The sequence below is a fragment of the Streptomyces virginiae genome, from assembly GCF_040638905.1.
GTDB lineage: Bacteria > Actinomycetota > Actinomycetes > Streptomycetales > Streptomycetaceae > Streptomyces > Streptomyces virginiae_B.
The window spans coordinates 1-20,181 of sequence record NZ_JBEZYV010000028.1 but is presented as its reverse complement, the minus strand read 5'-3'; the positions used below and the strand labels follow the sequence as shown (position 1 = coordinate 20,181).

Genomic DNA, 20,181 nt, shown 5'->3' with positions numbered 1-20,181 from the left:
GTCGACGCACGCGAACGGGCCGGGAGGCCCACTCCTCAAGAGTGATCTCCCGGCCCGTGACGTGCAACCGCGCGGCGATCTAGTGGCGGTACCCGTCCTAGTCGACGGTGGCGGCCGGCTCGCTGTCGTAGCGGCCGTCCAGCTTGGCGACCAGGCCGGTGACCTGCCGGGCGATGTCCGGTGCGGTCAGGCCGATCTCCGCCAGGATCTCCTTGCGCAGGGCGTGGTCGAGGAAGCGCTGCGGGATGCCGAAGTCGCGCAGGGGTACGTCGACACCCGCGTCGCGCAGGGCCTGCGAGACGGCGGAGCCCACGCCGCCGGCGCGGCCGTTGTCCTCGACGGTGACGACCACGCGGTGCCGGTCCGCGAGCGGGGCCATGGCCTCGTCCACGGGCTTGACCCAGCGGGGGTCCACGACGGTCGTCGAGATGCCCTGCTTGTCGAGCAGGTCGGCGATCTCCAGGCACATCGGGGCGAGGGCGCCGACCGAGACGAGCAGTACGTCCCCAAGGGGTCCCCCCAGGCCCGAAGGGCCGAGGGGGTGGGTGACCTCGGCGCGCGGGGCGCGCAGCACGTCCATGCCGCCGATCCGGCCGACGGCCGGGACGGCGGGGCCGACGACGCCCTTGGAGAAGCGGACCACGGTCGGGGCGTCCTTGACCTCGACGGCCTCGCGGAGCTGTGCGCGCAGCTGCTCGGCGTCGCGCGGTGCGGCCAGGCGCAGGCCGGGAACGACCTGGAGGATGGACATGTCCCACATGCCGTTGTGGGAGGCGCCGTCGTCGCCGGTGACACCGGCGCGGTCCAGGACGAAGGTGACGCCGCACTTGTGCAGGGCGACGTCCATCAGGACCTGGTCGAAGGCGCGGTTGAGGAAGGTCGCGTACACCGCGAAGACGGGGTGGACGCCACCGGTGGCGAGGCCGGCCGCGGAGGTCGCGCCGTGCTGCTCGGCGATGCCGACGTCGTAGATGCGGTCCGGGAAGGCCTCGGCGAACTTGTTGAGGCCGACCGGGTGGAGCATGGCCGCGGTGATGCCGACGATGTCCGATCGCTCGTGGCCGATCTTGACCATCTCGTCGGCGAAGACGGAGGTCCAGCTGGCGGCGGCGGTCTTGACCGGCAGGCCGGTGTCGGGGTGGATCACACCGACGGCGTGGAAACGGTCCGCCTCGTGCTCCAGGGCCGGGGTGTAGCCGCGGCCCTTCTGGGTGAGGCAGTGCACGATGACCGGGCCGCTGAAGCGCTTGGCGCGCTGCAGGGCGGACTCCAGGGCCTCGATGTCGTGGCCGTCGATGGGGCCGATGTACTTCAGGCCCAGGTCCTCGAACATGCCCTGCGGGGCGATGAAGTCCTTGAGGCCCTTCTTCGCGCCGTGCAGGGTCTCGAAGAGCGGCTTGCCGACGACCGGGGTGCGCTCCAGGAGTTCCTTGCCGCGGGCGAGGAAGCGCTCGTAGCCGTCGGTGGTGCGCAGGGTGGCCAGGTGGTTGGCGAGGCCGCCGATGGTGGGGCCGTAGGAGCGCTCGTTGTCGTTGACGACGATGACGAGCGGGCGGTCCTTGGCGGCGGCGATGTTGTTCAGCGCCTCCCAGGCCATACCGCCGGTCAGGGCGCCGTCGCCGATGACGGCGGCGACGTGGTGGTCCTCGCGCCCCAGCACCTCGTTGGCCTTGGCGAGGCCGTCGGCCCAGCCGAGGACGGTGGAGGCGTGCGAGTTCTCGATCACGTCGTGGTCGGACTCGGCGCGTGAGGGGTAGCCGGACAGACCGTTCTTGGTGCGCAGGCCGGCGAAGTCCTGGCGCCCCGTGAGGAGCTTGTGGACGTAGGCCTGGTGGCCGGTGTCGAAGAGGACCTTGTCCTTGGGCGATTCGAAGACCCGGTGCAGGGCGATCGTCAGTTCGACCACGCCGAGGTTGGGGCCGAGGTGCCCGCCGGTCTTGGAGACGGCGTCGACGAGGAAGGACCTGATCTCGGCCGCGAGCTGGATCAGCTCCTCCTGGCTGAGCCGGTCCAGATCGCGCGGTCCCTTGATGCGGGTCAGCAGCACCCGTGCCTCCTTGCAGTTGCTTGCTGGTCTGTCGAGTCTAATGTTCCGTTCGCGGGCGCGGTCATCGGGCCGTCCCTGTGGGGTCACACCTTTGTCATACATGTACGCACCACCCCACGGCCACACATCGCATACGGGCGCATACCCGCACAGGAGTGCCCGCTTTTCTACGCACGGATGCCCGGCGCCACTTGAGGTGGCGCCGGGCACTGTGACCGTTCTTACCGCCGCGACCGGTACCGGCGGGCGGTCGGGCGCGCGGTCAGGCGCGTCCGGCCGTCTTCTGGGTCTTGCGGGTGACCGAGTCGATCACCACGGTGGCCAGCAGGACCGCACCGGTGATCATGTACTGGATCGGCGTCGCGATGCCTTCCAGTGCCAGACCGTACTGGATCGAGACGATGACCATGACACCGAGGAGGGCGTTCCAGGTCCGGCCGCGGCCGCCGAAGAGGCTGGTGCCGCCGATGACGGCCGCCGCGATCACGTTCATCAGCAGGTCGCCGGCGCCGGCGCTCTGGTTGGCCGCCGCGATCTTGGAGGCCCAGAACAGGCCGCCGATGGCGGCGAAGGTGCTGGAGATCGCGAAGACCGTGATCCGGATCCGGGTGACGTTGATGCCCGCGCGGCGGGAGGCCTCGACGCTGCCACCCAGCGCGAAAACGTTTCGCCCGAAGGTCGTGCGGCGCAGCAGGAAGTCCGTGACGACCAGGGCCAGCAGGAAGAGCACCACCGCGAGCGGCAGGCCCTTGTACTGGTTGAACAGCACGGCGGGACCGAACGCGCACAGGGCGAGCAGGCCGGTGCGCAGCAGGATCTCGGTGAGCGGCCGGGAGGGCATCCCGGCCGTCTCGCGACGCCTCGCGTCGAGGAAGGCCGCGAGGAAGTAGCCGGCCACCGCGAGCGCGGCCAGCCCGTAGGCGACGGCCACGTCCGAGAAGAAGTACGTGGTCAGCTGGCCGACCACGCCGTCGGAGTCGATGTTGATCGTGCCGTTGCTGCCGAGGATCTGCAGCATCGCGCCGAGCCAGAAGAGCAGGCCCGACAGGGTGACGGCGAAGGCCGGGGCGCCCACCTTGGCGAAGAAGAAGCCGTGGATGCAGCCGATCAGGGCGCCTCCCACCACGGCCGCGAGGATGGCCAGCCATTCGTTCATGCCGTGGGTGACGGCGAGGACGGCGACGATGGCGCCCGAGACACCGCTGACCGAGCCGACCGAGAGGTCGATCTCGCCGAGCAGCAGCACGAAGATGATGCCGATGGCGATCATGCCGGTGCCGGTCATCGTGATCGCGATGTTGGTCAGGTTCTCCGGGGAGAGGAAGTTCGAGTTCAGCCCCTGGAAGATGGACCAGATGACGATCAGGCCGATGACGACCGGGAGGGAGCCCAGGTCGCCGGCCTTCATCTTGCGCTTGAACTCGCCCACGTACCCGGCGAGGCCCTCCTCGCGGACGAGCAGGCGGGGGTCCACGGCCGGGATCGCGTCGTGCGCGGCCGCGGGGTTGACCGGGTCGACGTGGCCCTTGTCCAGTGGATCGGTGGCAGGGTTCTGGGTGCTCACTTGCCGGCCTCCGAGGTGCGGGCCGCCCGGCGGGTCACGGCGTTGTCCGTGGCACCGGTGATGGCGGAGATGATCTCTTCCTGCGAGGTGTCGGCGACGTTGAAGACACCGTTGTTGCGGCCCAGCCGCAGGACCGCCACCTTGTCGGCGACGGCCTTCACATCGGCCATGTTGTGGCTGATGAGGATGACGGCGTGGCCCCGCTCGCGCAGCCGCTCCACGAGGTCGAGCACCTGAGCGGTCTGCTCGACGCCGAGGGCGGCGGTGGGCTCGTCGAGGATGACGAGCTGGGGCTCGCCCAGCATGGAGCGGGCGATCGCCACGGTCTGGCGCTGACCGCCCGACAGCGAGGCGATGGGGATCCGGACACTGGGGATCCGGATGGACAGCGTGGTCAGGAGCTCGCGGGCGCGGCGCTCCATCTCCACCTCGTCGAGGACGCCGAACTTCTTGAGCTCACGGCCGAGGAACAGGTTGCCGACGACATCGATGTTGTCGCACAGCGCCAGGTCCTGGTAGACCGTCGCGATGCCCAGGTTCTGGGCGTCGTGGGGCTTGCCGATGGAGACCGGACGCCCTTCCCACTCGATGACGCCGTCATCGATGGGGTGCACGCCGGCGATCGTCTTGACCAGCGTGGACTTGCCGGCACCGTTGTCGCCGACGAGGGCGACCACTTCACCGGAGTGGATCTCGAGTTCTACGTCGGTCAGGGCCTGAACGGCGCCGAACCGCTTCGAGACCCCTCGCAACGCCAGCACGGGCGCAGCGGACACATGAACCATCTCCTTCGCCGCCTGACCGGCGGGGATGTCGTGCAGAAGAGCAGGAGCGGGGCGAATGGGGGAACGTTTCTGCCCGGCGCCCCGCCGGGTGGCGGGGTGAGGAGGGGCGGGACGCCGGTCAGGTGTGTGGGGCCGCCTCGTGGGCAGGCGGCGGGGGCCTTACTTCAGGCCGAGGGCGGCGCAGGCGGCCGCGTACTTGTCGGTGCAGATCTCGTCGACCGTGTAGACGCCGTCCTTGACGACGGTGTCCTTGATGTTGCCCTTGGTCAGCGAGACGACGGGGATCAGCACGGAGGGGACGCCCTTGGTGGTGGGGCTGTCGACCGTGGAGGTGGTGCCTTCGGGCTTCCCGCCCTTGGCGAGGGCGACGGCCATCTTCGCGGCGGCCTCGGCCTCGGGGGCGTACGGCTTGTAGACGCTCATGAACTGCTCGCCCGCCACGATGCGCTGCACACCGGCGAGTTCGGCGTCCTGGCCGGTGACCGGCGGCAGGGGGTTGACGCCGGCGGCCTTGAGGGCGGTGATGATGCCGCCGGCCATGCCGTCGTTGGCGGAGTAGACGCCGACGATCTTGTCCTTGCCGAGCGCGGAGAGCGCGGCCGCCATGTTGGTGTTGGCGTTCTCCGGCTTCCACTCGACGGTGTCGTACTCCTTGCCGACGTTCACCTTGCCGTCGAGCTCGGAGTGCGCGCCGGACTTGAAGAGCTTGGCGTTCGGGTCGGTGACCGAACCGTTCATCATGACGATCTGGCCGTCCTTGGCCTTGTCGCCCAGCGCCTCCAGCAGGGCCTTGCCCTGGACCTTGCCGACCTCTTCGTTGTCGAAGGAGGTGTAGGCGTCGATCGGACCCTCGGCCAGGCGGTCGTAGGAGACGACCGGGATGCCGGCGTCCTTGGCCTTCTTGACCGAGCCGGCGATGGCCTTGGAGTCCACCGCGTCGATGATCAGGACGTCCACCTTGTTGGTGATCATCGTGTCGACCTGGGAGTTCTGCGTGGTCGCGTCCTGCTTGGCGTTGGCGTAGACGACCTCGCCCTTGCCGCCGGTGAGCTCGGCGACCTTCTTCTCGATGAGCGGCTTGTCGAACTTCTCGTAACGCGCGGTCTGGTTCTCCGGCAGGAGCAGCCCGACCTTGATCGCGTCGCCCTTGGCAGCGCCGGAGGACTCCTTCGTCTTGTCGCCGGCCTCCTTGGCACTGCCACAAGCGGCGAGGGAAACGGCCATGGCGCCGGCGGCAACGGCTACGGCAGCTCTGCGCATACGCGTGTTCATTACTTGAACCTCCCTGACGAGGCCGCTACGCCGCGGCCGAGGTGGATGTGAGTCAACCCCGGCCGCGTTTTGCCGTCAAGGAGTGAATTCTTAACGAGATGACAACGGTGCCATTCGTTATCTACCTGAAGGCAAGACGGCTGGAGCTCGCACTCCACTTCCATGATCTGACAAAAGTGTCGAATCGCCCATCTCACTCAACACCAGCGCCAGTGCGCCCAGCACCTCGGCGCGCCCGCCCAGGGACCCCGTCAGCACCGACAACTGCCGGGCCGCACTGGGAATCGCGTACCTCCCCACTGATTCACGGATGGGCGCCAGGACGAGTTCACCGGCCTCCGCCAGCGAGCCGCCCAGCACCACACGGCTGGGGTTGAGGAGGTTGCACAGGCTGGCCACTCCGCTGCCGATGTGGCGGCCGACGTCGCTGATCACCCGGCGGCAGCCGGGGTCCCCCTCGCGGGCCAGCTCGACCACCCGCTCCATCGTCAACTCCGGTCCGTGCGTGCCCTGGAGCAGCGGCAGGACGTACCGGGCCGCGGCGAAGGTCTCCAGGCAGCCGCGGTTGCCGCAGCGGCAGACCGGGCCCGATTCGTCCAGCGTGATGTGCCCGATCTCGCCCGCCGTGCCGCCCGGTCCGCGGTAGATCTGGCCGTTGATGACCAGGCCGGCGCCGACGCCGCTGGCCACCTTGATGTAGGCCAGGTCCTTCACTCCCCGCCCGCTCCCCCAAACGAGTTCACCGAGGGCGCCGAGGTTCGCGTCGTTGTCCACGTAGACGGGCACGCCGAGGCGCTGTGAGAGCTCCTGGCGGGGGTTGATCCCCGCCCAGCCCGGCAGGATCGCGGTCGAGCCCAGGGTGCCGGACTCCACGTCGATCGGGCCGGGGACGCCGAGGCCGACGCCGATGACCTTGTCCAGTCCGACCCCTATGCCGTCGATCAGCCGGCCGACCAGGGCTTCCGCCCGGTCGAAGCCGTCCGCCCAGGAGGCGTCGACGTCCAGCGGTTCGGACTCCTCGGCCAGCACCTGGTGGGCGAGGTTGCCGACGGCCACCCTCAGGTGGGTGTGGCCGAAGTCGACGCCGATCACGATGCCCGCGTCACCGCTCAGCGACACGCTCCGCGCCCGCCGGCCGCCGGCCGAGGTGTCGGTGACCTCGACGGTCCCGCCGTCCTTCAGCTCCCGGACGATGTTGGAGACCGTGGCCGCCGACAGTCCGGTGGTACGGGCGATCTCCGCCTGGGTCAGCGACCCCGCGAGCCGCACCGCCCGTACGACCCGTTCGAGATTCGCGCGGTGCAGTGACGACTGCGATCCGGGAGTCTGCACGACTCATCCACTCCTGCCCATTAGCGACGGCCAGCCGTCGCCCCCCGGCCGGGACACGCCTCGGCTACGCGCTCCGAGACCCCGGCGTCTCTCCAACTTGTGAACCTTAAGTCGAGCCTTTGCGCATCCGCACGTCAAGAGGCTGACACGACACGAATCGGACCAATCGGCTGGAAGAGGGAGGGATTCGCCCACCGGATCGCGTTATGGTCGCCGAGGCGCCGGTCCCCCGCGGCCCTTCCGGCCGGACCGGCGCCTGCCATGACGGTGTGACCCGCCGTCGACCAACCGGCTGACCCGCCGACCGGGCCGATCGGCCGCCCTTCCCCCGAGCCGCACGGCAGCGGCGTACCACTGCCCGCGCGCTCCCGCTGCGTCCATCGCGCATTCCCCCTTCCGCGTGACCGGACGGCTGTGTCCGTGACCGCTCGGCTCCGCGAGGCAGCCGCGGCGGGGAAAGTACCCGCGGGAGATGAATTGAACACGTTCAGTCCGACTGGCGGTATGGGTCGGGGTCTTCGCCGGCCGGGCCGACGCGCCGGTCCGCCGTGCCCGGAGGGGGATCGCGCATGCAGCGGAAACGGTCGTACGGCCGCGTCCTGGTGGTCTCGACGCTGGTGGGGTGCCTGGAGGTCGCGCTCGCCGTCGTGGTGGTCCTGCTGTACGTGCGCACGCAGCCGCCGCCGGACACTCCCCCCGACTACGGCCGCATCACGGGGGCCCCGGCCGCCGCCGCACCCCTCGTCGGCGTCGCCTCGTTCCTGCTCTCGCTGGTCTTCGTGCTGCCCGCGGTCGCGCTGGCCGACCTCCTCGCCCGGGGGCTCGGCGGGCGCGTGGCGTGGTGGCCGGCCCCGCTGTGGTGGCGGCCCTGCCGGCGCCGCCCGTCCTGATCTTCGCGACCTACAACGACGCGCAGACGCGCCCCACGCTGGTCTTCTGGGCCTCGGCCACGGCCTCGATCTCCCTGGGCGCGCTGATCGCCCTGCCCCGGGGCGAGGGGCTGACCCGCCGGGTGGCGGTGTGGGGCTCGGCGGTGGTGGCGGGGACGGGCCTGGTCGGCGCACTGGGACTCGCCGTCGGTCTGCTGCCCGCCTACGAGCCGCCTCGGATCGGGCCGCGGACCATGACCGGCAGCTGGATCGACCACACGGGCAACACCCTCGCCTTCACCCCGGACGGCCGGGTCACCGCCTCGGGCGTCGGCGGGCGCAGCGCCTTCGACCACCCCGGCGGCGGCCCGTCGCCGAGCTGCTCGGGCTCCGGTACCTGGGCCTACGGGAGCGGCCGTGGCGTCTGGGCGCAGAGGGTCCGCGTGGACGTCCCGGGGTGCACCTGGCCCGCCTGGAGCGTCGGCGGCACCGCCCGGCAGCCCCGGATCCAGCAGGAGATCGGCGACCCGGATTCCAGGAGGCTGTACCAGCTGCGGAAGGTCTCGGACCGCACCTGACGCCGGGCCGGGCCGCTACTTCAGCGTCGCCGAGGTGAGGCCCGCCTGGATCTGCCGCTGGAAGGAGAGGTAGACCACCAGCATCGGGATCATCGCGATGGTCACACCGGCGAAGAGCACGGGCAGGTCGGTCTCGTAGCCCTGCTGCTGCTGGAGCTGGATCAGGCCCTGGGTGAGCAGGTAGCGCTCGGGGTCCGACCCGGTCTGGGGCTGCATCAGCACGGAGGGCAGGATGTACTGGTTCCACTGGCCCAGGACGTTGAAGATCCCGACGCTGATCAGGCCGGGCTTGGCCATCGGCACCATCACCTGGAAGAAGATCCGGGTGTCGGAGGCGCCGTCGATCACCGCCGCCTCGTGCACCGCCGTCGGCAGCGTGCGGAAGAACGAGTGCATGAAGAAGACGGTGAACGGCATCGAGTACGCCACGTAGACGAGGATCAGGCCCTGGTACGTGTTCAGCATGTCGAACCGCTTGACCATGAAGAACAGCGGGACGAGCGCGAGGAAGACGGGGAACATCGCCCCGCTGACGAAGAAGTAGTAGATGAACCGGTTGCCCGGGAAGGGGTAGCGGGCCAGGACGTACGCCGCCATCGAGCCGAGCAGCATCGTCAGCGGCACGGAGAACACCATCACCACGAGGGTGTTGGCGAAGTAGTCGCCGATGCCCTTGTCCCAGGCCCTGCCGAACGCGTCGAAGTTCCAGTTCGCCGGCCAGCTGAGGGCGGAGCCGCCGATCTGCGCGTCGGTCTTGAAGGAGCCGAGCGCCAGCCAGATCAGCGGCAGCACGATCAGTACGGCCCAGACGACGAGGAAGCCGTGGGAGAAGACGTTGAGGACCATGCCCTCGGAGCGTCCGCCGCCCCGTTCCCCGCCGGGGCCGGCTCCCCCGGACCGCTCCGCAGCGGATTCGCCCGGAGCCTTGATCACTGTGGTCATGACGGTCTCCCGCTCAGAACTCGATGCGCTCGCGGCGGGTGGCGCGCAGCGTGATGACGGAAAGGATCATGGTGAGGACGAGCATGACCACGCCCATGGCGCAGGCGTACCCGCTCTTGCCGAAGTAGAGGAAGTTCCTCATCAGGACCGTGGCCATGACCTCGCTGTGGTGGTCGGGGCCGCCGCCGAACTGGCCCGAGGTCATGGTCGACACCAGGACGAACATGTCCATGGCGGCGATGCCCAGGTAGACCGCGGAGGTCTGCACGGAGTCCCACAGCAGGGGCAGGGTGACCTTGAAGAAGGTCTGGGCGCGCCCCGCCCCGTCGAGGAGGGCCGCCTCGTAGATGTCCTTGGGGACGGATTGCATGGCGGCGGAGAACAGGACGAGGTAGAAGCCCACGCCGTGCCAGACCACCACGAGGAGCAGGCACCACAGGACGAGCCTCGGCTCGTTCAGCCATTCGATGGGATGGAGCCGGTCGACGACACCGAGCCGGATGAGGACGCCGTTGAGCAGACCCCCCTCGTCGGTGCGGTACACGGCGCCGAAGAGCACGGCGAGGATCGCGAGGGAAAGAACCTGCGGGAAGAAGTAGACGACCTTGTACAGGCGCGAGCCGGCCACGCCCTGCACCCCGCCGGCCCCGCCCCGTCCGCCCGCGTTCACCATGAAGGCGAAGAAGAGGGCGAGCAGGATGGTGACCACGGGGACGAACACCAGGAGCAGCAGGTTGTTCCAGAGGGCTCCGCGGAAGACCTCGTCCTTCATCAGGGCGGAGTAGTTCTCGACGCCGACGAAGTCGAAGGTCGGCGACTGGCCCGTCCAGTTGGTGAAGGAGTAGCCGAACGTCTGTACGTACGGCCAGATGACGAAGGTCAGATACAGCGCGAGGGGTGCGAGGAGGAAGCCGGCGACGAAGCCGGCCCGTCCCCTGCCCTGGACTACTTGGCTCATGGTGTCCGTCCCTGGTGTGCCGGTGACCGGTGGGGCGCGTTGTCAGCTGCGACGGTTGTTCTTGGCGTTGGGATCCTGCGCCGCCTTGTTGACCGCCGCCTGGGCCCGCTTGATCCACTCCTTCGGCTGAATCCGCTTGGCCATGAGCTCGTTGGAGGCGTCCTGGATCGCCGTGTCCATCTCGCTGTACCAGTCGGGATAAAGGTAGTTGAAGGTGTTCGTTCCCGCCGCCTTGAGGGCGGTGACCGCCGACTGGGTGCCGGGCCGCAGTTTCACGCCCGGGTCCACGCCGTCCTTGACCACGGTGAGCGAGTTGGCCTGCTGGGCGAAGATGGTCGACCATTCGCGCGACAGCATCGAACGGATGAACTCCAGGCCGCCGGCTTTGTTGGCGGCCTTCTCCGGGACGATGAAGGGTTCGCCGGCGCCGGCCCGGATCGCCTCGAAGGGCAGCTTGCTGTCGGCGAGCGGGGGGACCGGCAGGAACTGCATGTCGAAGTCTTCGGGCGTCTGCTTGAGCTGCTCGTTCTCCAGCCAGGAGCCGGAGGGGATGAAGGCGGCCTTGTACTGGTTCCAGGCGGTCTGGGACTCGGTGTGGGTCAGGCCGTTCGTGCCCGGGAGGAGCAGGTCCTTCTCGACGACCTCGTAGACCGCCTCGACGGCGGCGAGGGCGGCCGCGTTGCCCTCGAAGGCGTTCGGCTCCAGGTTGTCGACGGCCTTCATGGCCTCCAGACCGCCCTTCTTGGCGATCAGGTCCATGATGACGACGTTGATGTAGTACGGGTACTTGCCCTGGTGGGCGAGGCCGCCGAGGCCGGCCTCCTTCGCCTTCGCGCACACCGCGAGGAACTCGTCCCAGGTCTTGGGCGGCGCCCAGCCCTTCTCCTTGAAGAGCTTCCCGGAGTACCAGAAGCCGTAGACCGTGTAGACGTAGTTCAGCGAGACGAACTTGCCGCCCTGCGTGCCCTGTTCGACGGTGCCCGCGATGAGCGTGTCGCGGACGGTCTTGGCGGGGTCGTCGAGCGAGGGCGCGTCGAGCACCGGGGTGAGGTCGGCGAGCTGGTTGCTCTTGAAGAGCACGTCCAGCTTGATCCTCTGGGCGCCGGAGTTGTCGACGACGTCCGGCGGGTTGCCGCCGTTGAAGCGGGTCTGGAGCTTTCCGGTGATCTCCTGGGTGCCGAGGTGGGAGCTGGTGGTGCCCCACTTCTTGTCGAAGGCGGCCTCCCAGGCCTTCGCGTAGTCGTCGCCGAAGCCGCCCTTGAAGACGACGACGTCCATCGTGCCGCCCTTGGCGACGCCGAAGGGGTTCTCCTTGGACACGACCCCCTTGTCGGGGCCCTTCGTGGTGTCCCCCCCGCCGGAGGCGCAGGCGGACAGGAAGCTCATCGTCGGCACGCTGATCAGTCCGAGCGCTGCGGAACGCTTGATCAGATCACGGCGGCCGAAGCCCTCACCAGTGGATCCCATGCTCATGTCCTCGCCTTCGTCAGGAGTGTGAAGGAGGCCGGAAATCGCGGCAGTTGCCGTGCATGCGGGCATCACCGCAGGTCCCCCGGCATCCCCCGGCCCGGAGCCGCTCGTCACGCAGTGGCCCCGGACGGGCACAGGTATAGTCCACTTCCGCTCGGCTGAGCAAGATCGTGCACAAGGATCGTCCCCGGCTTTTCCGAGTTGAGACCTGTCCGTCACCTGAGACCGCCGCCGCAAAAAAAGCGGAAGGGCCGCACCCCCTTGAGAGGGGTACGGCCCTATGGTGCCGACAGAGGGCGGATCGCTCCGCCTGGCGCGCCCTTAGCCGCGGATGAGGTTCCGCAGGACGTACTGCATGATGCCGCCGTTGCGGTAGTAGTCGGCCTCACCCGGCGTGTCGATGCGGACGACCGCGTCGAACTCCACACCGGTGTCGGTGGTCACCTTGACGGTGCGCGGGGTGGTGCCGTTGTTCAGCTCCTCCACACCGGTGAAGGAGAAGGTCTCCTCGCCGGTGAGGCCCAGCGAGGCCGCGGTGGCGCCCTCGGGGAACTGCAGGGGCAGGACGCCCATGCCGATCAGGTTGGAGCGGTGGATGCGCTCGTAGGACTCGGCGATGACGGCCTTGACGCCGAGCAGCGCGGTGCCCTTGGCGGCCCAGTCGCGGGACGAGCCGGAGCCGTACTCCTTGCCGGCCAGGATGACCAGCGGGATGCCGGCGGCCTGGTAGTTCTGCGAGGCGTCGTAGATGAAGGAGACCGGGGCGCCCTCGACGGTGAAGTCGCGGGTGAAGCCGCCCTCGGTGCCCGGCGCGATCTGGTTGCGCAGGCGGATGTTCGCGAACGTACCGCGGATCATGACCTCGTGGTTGCCGCGGCGGGAACCGTACGAGTTGAAGTCGCGGCGCTCGACGCCGTGCTCGGTGAGGTACTTGCCGGCCGGGGTGTCTGCCTTGATCGCACCCGCCGGGGAGATGTGGTCGGTGGTGACCGAGTCGCCCAGCTTCGCCAGCACGCGGGCGCCGGTGATGTCGGAGACCGGGGTGGTCTCCATCGTCATGCCCTCGAAGTAAGGGGGCTTGCGGACGTAGGTGGACTGCGGGTCCCACTCGAAGGTGTTGCCGGTCGGGATCGACAGCGCCTGCCACTGGGCGTCGCCCGCGAAGACGTCGCTGTAGGACTTGCTGAACATGTCCTCGCCGATGGCGTTCGCCACGACGTCGTTGACCTCGGCCTCCGAGGGCCAGATGTCCTTGAGGAAGACCGGCTTGCCCTCGGTGTCAATGCCGATGGCCTCGGTGGTGATGTCCACCTTCATGGAGCCCGCGATGGCGTACGCGACGACCAGCGGCGGGGAGGCCAGGTAGTTCATCTTGACGTCGGGGTTGATCCGGCCCTCGAAGTTGCGGTTGCCGGAGAGCACCGAGGTGACCGCGAGGTCGTGCTCGTTGATCGCCTTCGAGATCTCCTCGTCCAGCGGACCGGAGTTGCCGATGCAGGTGGTGCAGCCGTACCCGACGAGGTTGAAGCCCATCTTGTCGAGGTACGGGGTCAGGCCGGCCTTGTCGAAGTAGTCGGTGACGACCTTCGAGCCCGGGGCCAGGGTGGTCTTGACCCACGGCTTGCGGGTCAGGCCCTTCTCGACCGCCTTCTTGGCCACGAGGGCCGCGGCCACCATGACGTAGGGGTTCGAGGTGTTGGTGCAGGAGGTGATCGCGGCGACGGTGACGGCGCCGTGGTCGATCTCGAAGGAGGTGCCGTCGGCCAGGGTGACCGGGGTGGGCTTGGACGGGGCGCCGTTCGGGTGGTTCGCCGGCGCGTCGGAGGCCGGGAAGGACTCCTTGCCCGCCTCGTCCACGTCGTCGACGTAGTTGCGCACGTCCTGGGCGAACTGCTCGGCGGCGTTGGCGAGGACGATGCGGTCCTGCGGGCGCTTCGGGCCGGCGATGGAGGGGACGACCGTGGAGAGGTCGAGCTCCAGCTTCTCGGAGAAGTCCGGCTCGGCGGCCGGGTCCAGCCACAGGCCCTGCTCCTTGGCGTACGCCTCGACGAGCGCGACCTGCTGGGCGTCGCGGCCCGTCAGGCGCAGGTACTTCAGGGTCTCGCCGTCGATCGGGAAGATCGCGGCGGTGGAGCCGAACTCCGGCGACATGTTGCCGATGGTGGCGCGGTTCGCGAGGGAGGTGGCGGCGACGCCCTCACCGTAGAACTCGACGAACTTGCCGACGACACCGTGCTTGCGCAGCATCTCGGTGATGGTCAGCACCAGGTCGGTGGCGGTGGTGCCGGTGGGCAGCTCGCCGGTCAGCTTGAAGCCGACGACGCGCGGGATCAGCATGGAGACCGGCTGGCCGAGCATCGCGGCCTCGGCCTCGATGCCGCCGACGCCCCAGCCCAGCACGCCGAGGCCGTTGACCATGGTGGTGTGCGAGTCGGTGCCGACGAGGGTGTCGGGGTACGCCTGGCCGTTACGGACCATGATCGTGCGGGCCAGGTGCTCGATGTTGACCTGGTGGACGATGCCGGTGCCCGGGGGGACGACCTTGAAGTCGTCGAAGGCGGTCTGGCCCCAGCGCAGGAACTGGTAGCGCTCCTTGTTGCGGCCGTACTCCAGCTCGACGTTCTGCGCGAAGGCGTCCTTCGTGCCGAACTTGTCGGCGATGACCGAGTGGTCGATGACCATCTCGGCGGGCGAGAGCGGGTTGATCTTCGCCGGGTCGCCACCGAGGGCCTTCACGGCCTCGCGCATCGTGGCGAGGTCCACGACGCAGGGGACGCCGGTGAAGTCCTGCATGATCACGCGGGCCGGCGTGAACTGGATCTCCTGGCTGGGCTGGGCCTGGGAGTCCCAGCCACCCAGCGCCCGGATGTGGTCGGCGGTGATGTTCGCGCCGTCCTCGGTGCGGAGCAGGTTCTCCAGCAGCACCTTCAGGCTGTAGGGCAGGCGGGCGGAGCCCTCGACCTTGTCCAGCCGGAAGATCTCGTACGACTCGTCGCCCACCTGCAGCGTGCTGCGGGCGTCGAAGCTGTTCGCCGACACGACAGTCTCCTTCATGCATGAATTCGCGCGTATAACCGCATCCTGCCGCCACGCCCCTTGGCCAATCCGCTGAGGTAAGGCTAAGTTAGGTAACCCTTACCAGCGGGGGCGGCTGCGGTACGCCTTCGGCAGATATCTCGATGTCGAGATAACTCTAGTACATGTCCGGGTGCGACGACGAGGCACGCACCCGCGCCCGGAGGGGCGAGGGGCCGGGAGGGGCACTTCGGCATGCCCTGATCCCACTTCCAGGGGGCAGCTCGGATGCGTGCGGACGGGCACGGACCCGGCATTGAACGTGTTCAGATTTTCTGTCAGGATGCGTCCAGCCCTCGGGGGAGGGCCCTACGAAAGGACGCCGTCCATGACGAGCTCACTGCTCAGACCGCGGGGTCGGACCCGTACGGGCACAAGGGCGTCCGGCGGGGCGGCGGCGGGGAGCACCGCCCCGACCCGGATCCTGGACTGGCGGCACCCCCGGGTCGCCGCACTGGTGCGCGAGCTGGGCACGGGGCCGGCGGACGCGGCGGGGTCGGTGGGCGGGGCGGACGCCGGGCGGCAGGTCGAGTCCCTGCACCGCGTCCATACGTGGATCTCCCGGGCCGTCCGGCCGGTGTACTCCGTGCAGGACGGGCGGCCGGTCTCGGAGGTGCTGCGCCGGGGCCGGGGGTCGTGCAGCCAGCGGCTGGCCGTGCTGGAGGCGGTGGCACGCGCGTACGGGGTGCCCACGCGGGTGCACGGCCTGCTGGTGGACGGCTCGTTCTGGTACCCGCGGTTCCCGCGGCTGCGCCGGATCGTCCCGGACCAGGTACTGCTGGCCTGGCCGGAGTTCCGGCTCGGAAGCCCGGCGGGGGCGGCCGGGGCTCCCGCGTCCTGGCTGACGGTGTCCGAACTCCTCGGCGGGCTGCGCCCGGTGGCCGCCGAGCAGGGCGGGGGCTTCACCAACGCCGGATCGGAGACCCTCTTCGAGGCGCTGTCGCGGACGGCGATCGACTGGGGCGCCGCACCGGCCGCCTGCCCGAGCACGGGTCCCGGAGCGGGGGCCGCAGCGGGCGCGGCGTGCGACCTGTCGGCATACGTCCTGACCGACCTCGGCCACTACGACTCGCGCGACGAACTCTTCGCGCGGCACGGCCAGACCTTGTGCGGCCTGGCCAGGCTGGTGGCGGAACCGGTCCTGGGGCGCCGCGGAGCGGCGTAGGCGGTACGGCGCGGCCCGGGCGCTTCGGCGTTCGCTCGGCGAGGGCGTGGCGAGGGCGTGGGCGCGGGCGCAGGCGCAAGCGACGATGTCGGCGGGCCCTTCGGGGGTACGTATCACCTCGAACCGGATACATGCGGCAGGCGGGTACTCGTCGGGCGAGTACTCGTCCGACACCAGCGGGCGCGGGCGATATTCCCGCCCGACTGCGCGAGCTACGCCCACTGCGCGAACTACGCCAATTGCGCGGCCGACTGCCGCGGCAGGCCTCCACGCACGCACAGCGTTCGGTCGCCGAGGCGCCGGGCCGGGGGACCCCGGGGCCCGCAGCCGCACCACGCGTACGGCGGCGCCCCGCCAGGAACCTGACGGTCAGTAACACGCGGGAGCGCGCGACGACACGCCGTCCAACACACCCGTCTGCCACACCCGACGCAGGAGTCATCTCATATCTGAGATACGGTTCCCCCATGGCAGACGACTACCTCGTACGCATCGGCAAGCTCATCCGTGACGCCCGTCAGCACCGGGGCTGGACACAGAGTCAGCTCGCCGACGCTCTCGGCACCAGCCAGAGCGCAGTGAACCGGATCGAGCGCGGCAACCAGAACATCAGCCTTGAGATGATCGCCCGAATCGGTGAAGCTCTCGACAGCGAGATCGTCTCCCTGGGCTACGCCGGCCCGATGCACCTGCGCGTAGTGGGCGGCCGCCGGCTGTCCGGCGCCATCGACGTCAAGACGAGCAAGAACGCGTGCGTCGCCCTGCTCTGCGCCTCGCTGCTCAACAAGGGCCGTACGGTACTTCGGCGGGTGGCCCGCATCGAGGAGGTCTACCGCCTGCTGGAGGTCCTGAACTCCATCGGCGTCCGCAGCCGCTGGATCAACGACGGTGTGGACCTGGAGCTGGTACCGCCGGCCCGCCTCGACATGGAGGCCATGGACGCGGACGCGGCCCGCCGGACCCGGAGCATCATCATGTTCCTGGGCCCGCTGCTGCACCGGATGGAGACCTTCCGTCTGCCGTACGCGGGCGGCTGCGACCTCGGCACCCGCACCATCGAGCCGCACATGATCGCCCTGCGCCGCTTCGGCCTGGACATCACCGCGACCGAGGGCATCTACCACGCGAAGGTCGCGGCGGGGGTCTCCCCCGACCGCCCCATCGTGCTGACCGAGCGCGGGGACACCGTCACCGAGAACGCGCTGCTGGCGGCCGCCCGGCACGACGGTGTCACCGTCATCCGCAACGCCTCGTCCAACTACATGGTCCAGGACCTGTGCTTCTTCCTGGAGGCGCTGGGCGTCAAGGTCGAGGGCGTCGGCACCACCACCCTCACCGTCCACGGCGTCCCGAACATCGACGTGGACGTGGACTACTCCCCTTCCGAGGACCCGGTCGAGGCGATGAGCCTGCTGGCCGCCGCGGTCGTCACGGAGTCGGAGCTGACGATCCGCCGGGTACCGATCGAGTTCATGGAGATCGAGCTCGCGGTGCTGGAGGAGATGGGCCTCGACCACGACCGCTCGGCGGAGTACACGGCGGACAACGGCCGCACCCGGCTCGTGGACCTGACGGTCCGCCCCTCGAAGCTCGAGGCTCCGATCGACAAGATCCACCCGATGCCCTTCCCGGGGCTGAACATCGACAACGTCCCCTTCTTCGCGGCCATCGCCGCCGTCGCCCAGGGCCAGACCCTCATCCACGACTGGGTGTACGACAACCGCGCCATCTATCTGACGGACCTGAACCGCCTGGGCGGCCGCCTCCAGCTGCTGGACCCCCACCGCGTCCTGGTCGAGGGCCCCACCCGCTGGCGCGCCGCGGAGATGATGTGCCCGCCGGCCCTGCGCCCGGCGGTGGTCGTCCTCCTCGCGATGATGGCGGCCGAGGGCACCTCGGTGCTGCGCAACGTCTACGTGATCAACCGCGGCTACGAGGAACTGGCCGAACGCCTCAACTCGGTGGGCGCCCAGATCGAGATCTTCCGCGACATTTAAGTACGCCGCAGGTCAGGACGGACTCACGTCCTGCTGGGCCGCCTGTGGGCCGTCGCCGGTGTCTCCGCCCCGCGGAAGACCCCGTCGACGGCCCTTCGCGCTCGCGCCCGGCTGCCGGGCATGAGGTGCGTACAGCCCCGCCCTCCCCCACGGGATGCCGGACGACCGGCGTTGCTCACCTATGGTTTCGAAGTTCGATCATCAGACGGTGTGAGCAGCGAGGGGGCGCGAGCGTGCGCGGAGGGAAAGTCGCAGTGGGGGCCGCGGGGCTGGCTCTGCTGCTTGTGGGGTGCGCCGGCGACGCATCGGGGCCGGAGTCGGAGTTGCTCGGCAAGGACACCGGTATCCGGTACGACAAGTCCCAGGTGCCGACGGTCCAGAACATGACGTGCGACCGCAAGCGCGGCTCGATCCGGTACGGGCTCAACGCCCACGAGGACGAGTCCCTGCCCGAGTTCAAAGGGGAGAACGGCTCCGAGGACTACGTCTGCCACGGACCGGACAGGATCAGTCTTGCCATCGGAGGGCGGACGGTGGCGGTCCCTCACATCGCGGCCGAGTACGACCTCTACGGAGCCGTTCCGGACCCGCTCACGACCGTCAAGACCGTGTACAGCAAATCTTTGGCGGAGGACGCCGAGCGCACCCTGGTCGGCGAGGCGCAGACGGTCACCACCAAGACGGCCGCGATCACCTGCCAGAAGAACGTCTGGGAGACCTTCCCCATGACCACCTGCCTGTGGGCGAACCACGGCGCGGTCGGCGCGGTCGACTTCTTCCCGCCCGCGGGCCGGCACCCCGAGCTTGCGGAAGCAGTCGCGAGGACCAAGGAACTCATAGCGACCGGCCTGGTCGGAAGAGCCGGGAACTCCTGAGCTGCTGAAACACGGGAGGCGCGTCGGGCCTTCGGAGCCGTGTGCCTCTCAGTCGGTGGCGTCGGGCGAGAGCACCGTGGATGCGGCGGCTGATCCGCGCAGGCGGCCCACCAACTGTCGCCGCCGGCGTCGCTGACCCGCACGGTCCACGCCGGGGGGGGGTGGGGAGCAGGGGGCTGCACAGGTGCACTCGCCCCGCGGAAGCCGTGCCGACGCGGTGGTTGCCCGCCGCGCACTCCCGCTTCTCTCGGGGTTCCACGGGCACCATTGAAGCGTTGGCGCGCGCAGCCTCGCCGCCATGACCAGACCATGCCCGCGTCCGGGGCGCGAGCCCGCGGTCGTCGTACACCGTCTCGAATTTCTGCATTAACCCGTACAAGCTTCAACTTGCCGAGTATCTTGCTCGCCATCCCAAGTGTCCCCTCCATCCAGGAGCCACCGATGGCCATGCGTCCGCCCGGCATCAAGAACACCCTCAACAGGCGTTACGGGGGCGCCCTCGCCGCCGTCACCGCCGTGCTGCTGATTGGCGCGTGCGACCCGAGCGCCACCGGCGCCGTCGCCCCGAGTGCGAGCACGAGCGTCGCCACCACGGTCGGCGCCACCCCCTCGGCGGCGCCCACCTCCCCGAGCCCGAGCGCCAGCCCCACGGCGAGCGCCGACCCCACCACCGCTGCACCGGCCCCCCGGCCCACGACGCAGGCCCCTGCCGCCACCAAGCCCGCCCCCGCACCTCCCGCTCCGACGCGAACCCGTACGGCGGCACCGGCTCCCGAGCCCACCAAGGCCCAGGAAATCAGCACCTGTTACCCGCTCTCCAACGCGGGGAACTGCTACAGAGCCGGCCAGATATGCAGAAAGGCCGACATCGGAAGTTCCGGACGCGACGCCAACGGCCGCGCGATCCACTGCCGTCAGGACAGCAGCGTCGGTCAGCGCTGGGGCTACTGACCCGTTCCCCCTCACGCCTGAAGCACAGGTCACAGCAGCTAGAGTCACGGTATGGGGGATTTCGCGAGCAGGGGCCGCACGGTGCTGTGCAAGTGGTGCAACCGGCAGATACCGCAGGAGCGGCGCTGGTTCCCGCGCCAGTACTGCAACCGCCGGCACAAGTGGAAGCACCGCATCACGGAAACGGTCGGCAGCATCCTCGACAGCGCCTAGTGCTGTGACCGGGAAGGTTCGCCGGGTTGCTCGTTGTGCTGGTTGGAAATGAGTTCTCCAAGCAGCGTGGGGAGGCGGGATGGCGAAA

Annotated in this window: 16 protein-coding genes; 7 read left to right on the top strand and 9 right to left on the bottom strand. The window is 69.3% G+C overall.

Annotated features, from left to right (window positions below):
* Nucleotides 1-97: 97 nt before the first annotated feature.
* From dxs to AB0F82_RS28885, 5 genes are all read right to left on the bottom strand, one after another.
* Complete coding sequence (dxs, locus tag AB0F82_RS28905) at nt 98-2,047, bottom strand: 1-deoxy-D-xylulose-5-phosphate synthase (protein WP_356812571.1); 1,950 nt, start codon at nt 2,045-2,047, stop codon at nt 98-100.
* 262 nt (nt 2,048-2,309) lie between these two features.
* Entirely contained in the window at nt 2,310-3,611 is a 1,302-nt protein-coding gene (locus AB0F82_RS28900) for a sugar ABC transporter permease (RefSeq protein ID WP_356812572.1), read from the bottom strand.
* Nucleotides 3,608-4,396 (bottom strand): ATP-binding cassette domain-containing protein, encoded by a 789-nt coding sequence (locus AB0F82_RS28895; RefSeq protein WP_030036503.1) that lies wholly within the window; start codon nt 4,394-4,396, stop codon nt 3,608-3,610. Before AB0F82_RS28895 ends, AB0F82_RS28900 begins: the two co-directional genes overlap by 4 nt.
* 159 nt (nt 4,397-4,555) lie before the next feature.
* The gene (locus AB0F82_RS28890; protein ID WP_030651559.1) at nt 4,556-5,668 is read right to left on the bottom strand and encodes a sugar ABC transporter substrate-binding protein; all 1,113 of its coding nucleotides are present in this window, start codon (nt 5,666-5,668) and stop codon (nt 4,556-4,558) included.
* 117 nt (nt 5,669-5,785) lie between these two features.
* A complete protein-coding gene (locus AB0F82_RS28885; RefSeq protein ID WP_362632561.1) occupies nt 5,786-7,000 on the bottom strand; it encodes an ROK family transcriptional regulator in 1,215 nt (404 codons plus the stop codon).
* A 569-nt stretch (nt 7,001-7,569) separates the two neighbouring features.
* Here AB0F82_RS28885 and AB0F82_RS28880 point away from each other — a divergent pair.
* Both AB0F82_RS28880 and AB0F82_RS28875 read left to right on the top strand, forming a co-directional pair.
* Nucleotides 7,570-7,890 carry a hypothetical protein gene (locus AB0F82_RS28880; protein WP_362632560.1) on the top strand — a complete coding sequence of 107 codons (321 nt, stop codon included), beginning with the start codon at nt 7,570-7,572 and terminating at the stop codon, nt 7,888-7,890.
* Nucleotides 7,842-8,447 carry a hypothetical protein gene (locus tag AB0F82_RS28875; RefSeq protein ID WP_362632558.1) on the top strand — a complete coding sequence of 202 codons (606 nt, stop codon included), beginning with the start codon at nt 7,842-7,844 and terminating at the stop codon, nt 8,445-8,447. The genes AB0F82_RS28880 and AB0F82_RS28875 overlap by 49 nt, the downstream gene beginning before the upstream one ends.
* Nucleotides 8,448-8,462: 15 nt before the next feature.
* Here the strand turns inward: AB0F82_RS28875 and AB0F82_RS28870 are convergent, their stop codons facing one another.
* From AB0F82_RS28870 to acnA, 4 genes are all read right to left on the bottom strand, one after another.
* A complete protein-coding gene (locus AB0F82_RS28870; RefSeq protein ID WP_356812576.1) occupies nt 8,463-9,389 on the bottom strand; it encodes a carbohydrate ABC transporter permease in 927 nt (308 codons plus the stop codon).
* Between the two features lie 13 nt (nt 9,390-9,402).
* Nucleotides 9,403-10,347, bottom strand: coding sequence for a carbohydrate ABC transporter permease (locus AB0F82_RS28865; protein WP_356812578.1), 945 nt, complete (start codon nt 10,345-10,347; stop codon nt 9,403-9,405).
* Between the two features lie 42 nt (nt 10,348-10,389).
* On the bottom strand, nt 10,390-11,814 hold the full coding sequence (gene ngcE / locus AB0F82_RS28860) for an N-acetylglucosamine/diacetylchitobiose ABC transporter substrate-binding protein (RefSeq protein WP_390078485.1): 1,425 nt from the start codon (nt 11,812-11,814) through the stop codon (nt 10,390-10,392).
* Nucleotides 11,815-12,138: 324 nt separating this feature from the next.
* On the bottom strand, nt 12,139-14,856 hold the full coding sequence (gene acnA / locus AB0F82_RS28855) for an aconitate hydratase AcnA (RefSeq protein WP_356812589.1): 2,718 nt from the start codon (nt 14,854-14,856) through the stop codon (nt 12,139-12,141).
* 364 nt (nt 14,857-15,220) lie between these two features.
* On the opposite strand from acnA, the gene AB0F82_RS28850 reads away from it, so the two are divergent.
* From AB0F82_RS28850 to AB0F82_RS28830, 5 genes are all read left to right on the top strand, one after another.
* A complete protein-coding gene (locus AB0F82_RS28850; RefSeq protein ID WP_362632555.1) occupies nt 15,221-16,057 on the top strand; it encodes a transglutaminase domain-containing protein in 837 nt (278 codons plus the stop codon).
* A gap of 467 nt (nt 16,058-16,524) precedes the next feature.
* Nucleotides 16,525-18,054 (top strand): helix-turn-helix domain-containing protein, encoded by a 1,530-nt coding sequence (locus AB0F82_RS28845; RefSeq protein ID WP_030651535.1) that lies wholly within the window; start codon nt 16,525-16,527, stop codon nt 18,052-18,054.
* A 233-nt stretch (nt 18,055-18,287) separates the two neighbouring features.
* On the top strand, nt 18,288-18,929 hold the full coding sequence (locus AB0F82_RS28840; RefSeq protein ID WP_362632553.1) for a hypothetical protein: 642 nt from the start codon (nt 18,288-18,290) through the stop codon (nt 18,927-18,929).
* Between the two features lie 441 nt (nt 18,930-19,370).
* On the top strand, nt 19,371-19,880 hold the full coding sequence (locus AB0F82_RS28835; protein WP_362632551.1) for a hypothetical protein: 510 nt from the start codon (nt 19,371-19,373) through the stop codon (nt 19,878-19,880).
* Between the two features lie 51 nt (nt 19,881-19,931).
* On the top strand, nt 19,932-20,093 hold the full coding sequence (locus tag AB0F82_RS28830; RefSeq protein WP_157854831.1) for a hypothetical protein: 162 nt from the start codon (nt 19,932-19,934) through the stop codon (nt 20,091-20,093).
* Nucleotides 20,094-20,181 lie beyond the last annotated feature (88 nt).

Bases quoted from the DNA above. Each gene is read 5' to 3' on its own strand.
- AB0F82_RS28895 (WP_030036503.1), bottom strand. From the start codon at position 4,396: ATGGTTCATGTGTCCGCTGCGCCCGTGCTGGCGTTGCGAGGGGTCTCG.
- AB0F82_RS28890 (WP_030651559.1), bottom strand. From the start codon at position 5,668: ATGAACACGCGTATGCGCAGAGCTGCCGTAGCCGTTGCCGCCGGCGCC.
- AB0F82_RS28880 (WP_362632560.1), top strand. From the start codon at position 7,570: ATGCAGCGGAAACGGTCGTACGGCCGCGTCCTGGTGGTCTCGACGCTG.
- AB0F82_RS28870 (WP_356812576.1), bottom strand. From the start codon at position 9,389: ATGACCACAGTGATCAAGGCTCCGGGCGAATCCGCTGCGGAGCGGTCC.
- AB0F82_RS28865 (WP_356812578.1), bottom strand. From the start codon at position 10,347: ATGAGCCAAGTAGTCCAGGGCAGGGGACGGGCCGGCTTCGTCGCCGGC.
- ngcE (WP_390078485.1), bottom strand. From the start codon at position 11,814: ATGGGATCCACTGGTGAGGGCTTCGGCCGCCGTGATCTGATCAAGCGT.
- AB0F82_RS28850 (WP_362632555.1), top strand. From the start codon at position 15,221: ATGACGAGCTCACTGCTCAGACCGCGGGGTCGGACCCGTACGGGCACA.
- AB0F82_RS28845 (WP_030651535.1), top strand. From the start codon at position 16,525: ATGGCAGACGACTACCTCGTACGCATCGGCAAGCTCATCCGTGACGCC.
- AB0F82_RS28835 (WP_362632551.1), top strand. From the start codon at position 19,371: ATGGCCATGCGTCCGCCCGGCATCAAGAACACCCTCAACAGGCGTTAC.
- AB0F82_RS28830 (WP_157854831.1), top strand. From the start codon at position 19,932: ATGGGGGATTTCGCGAGCAGGGGCCGCACGGTGCTGTGCAAGTGGTGC.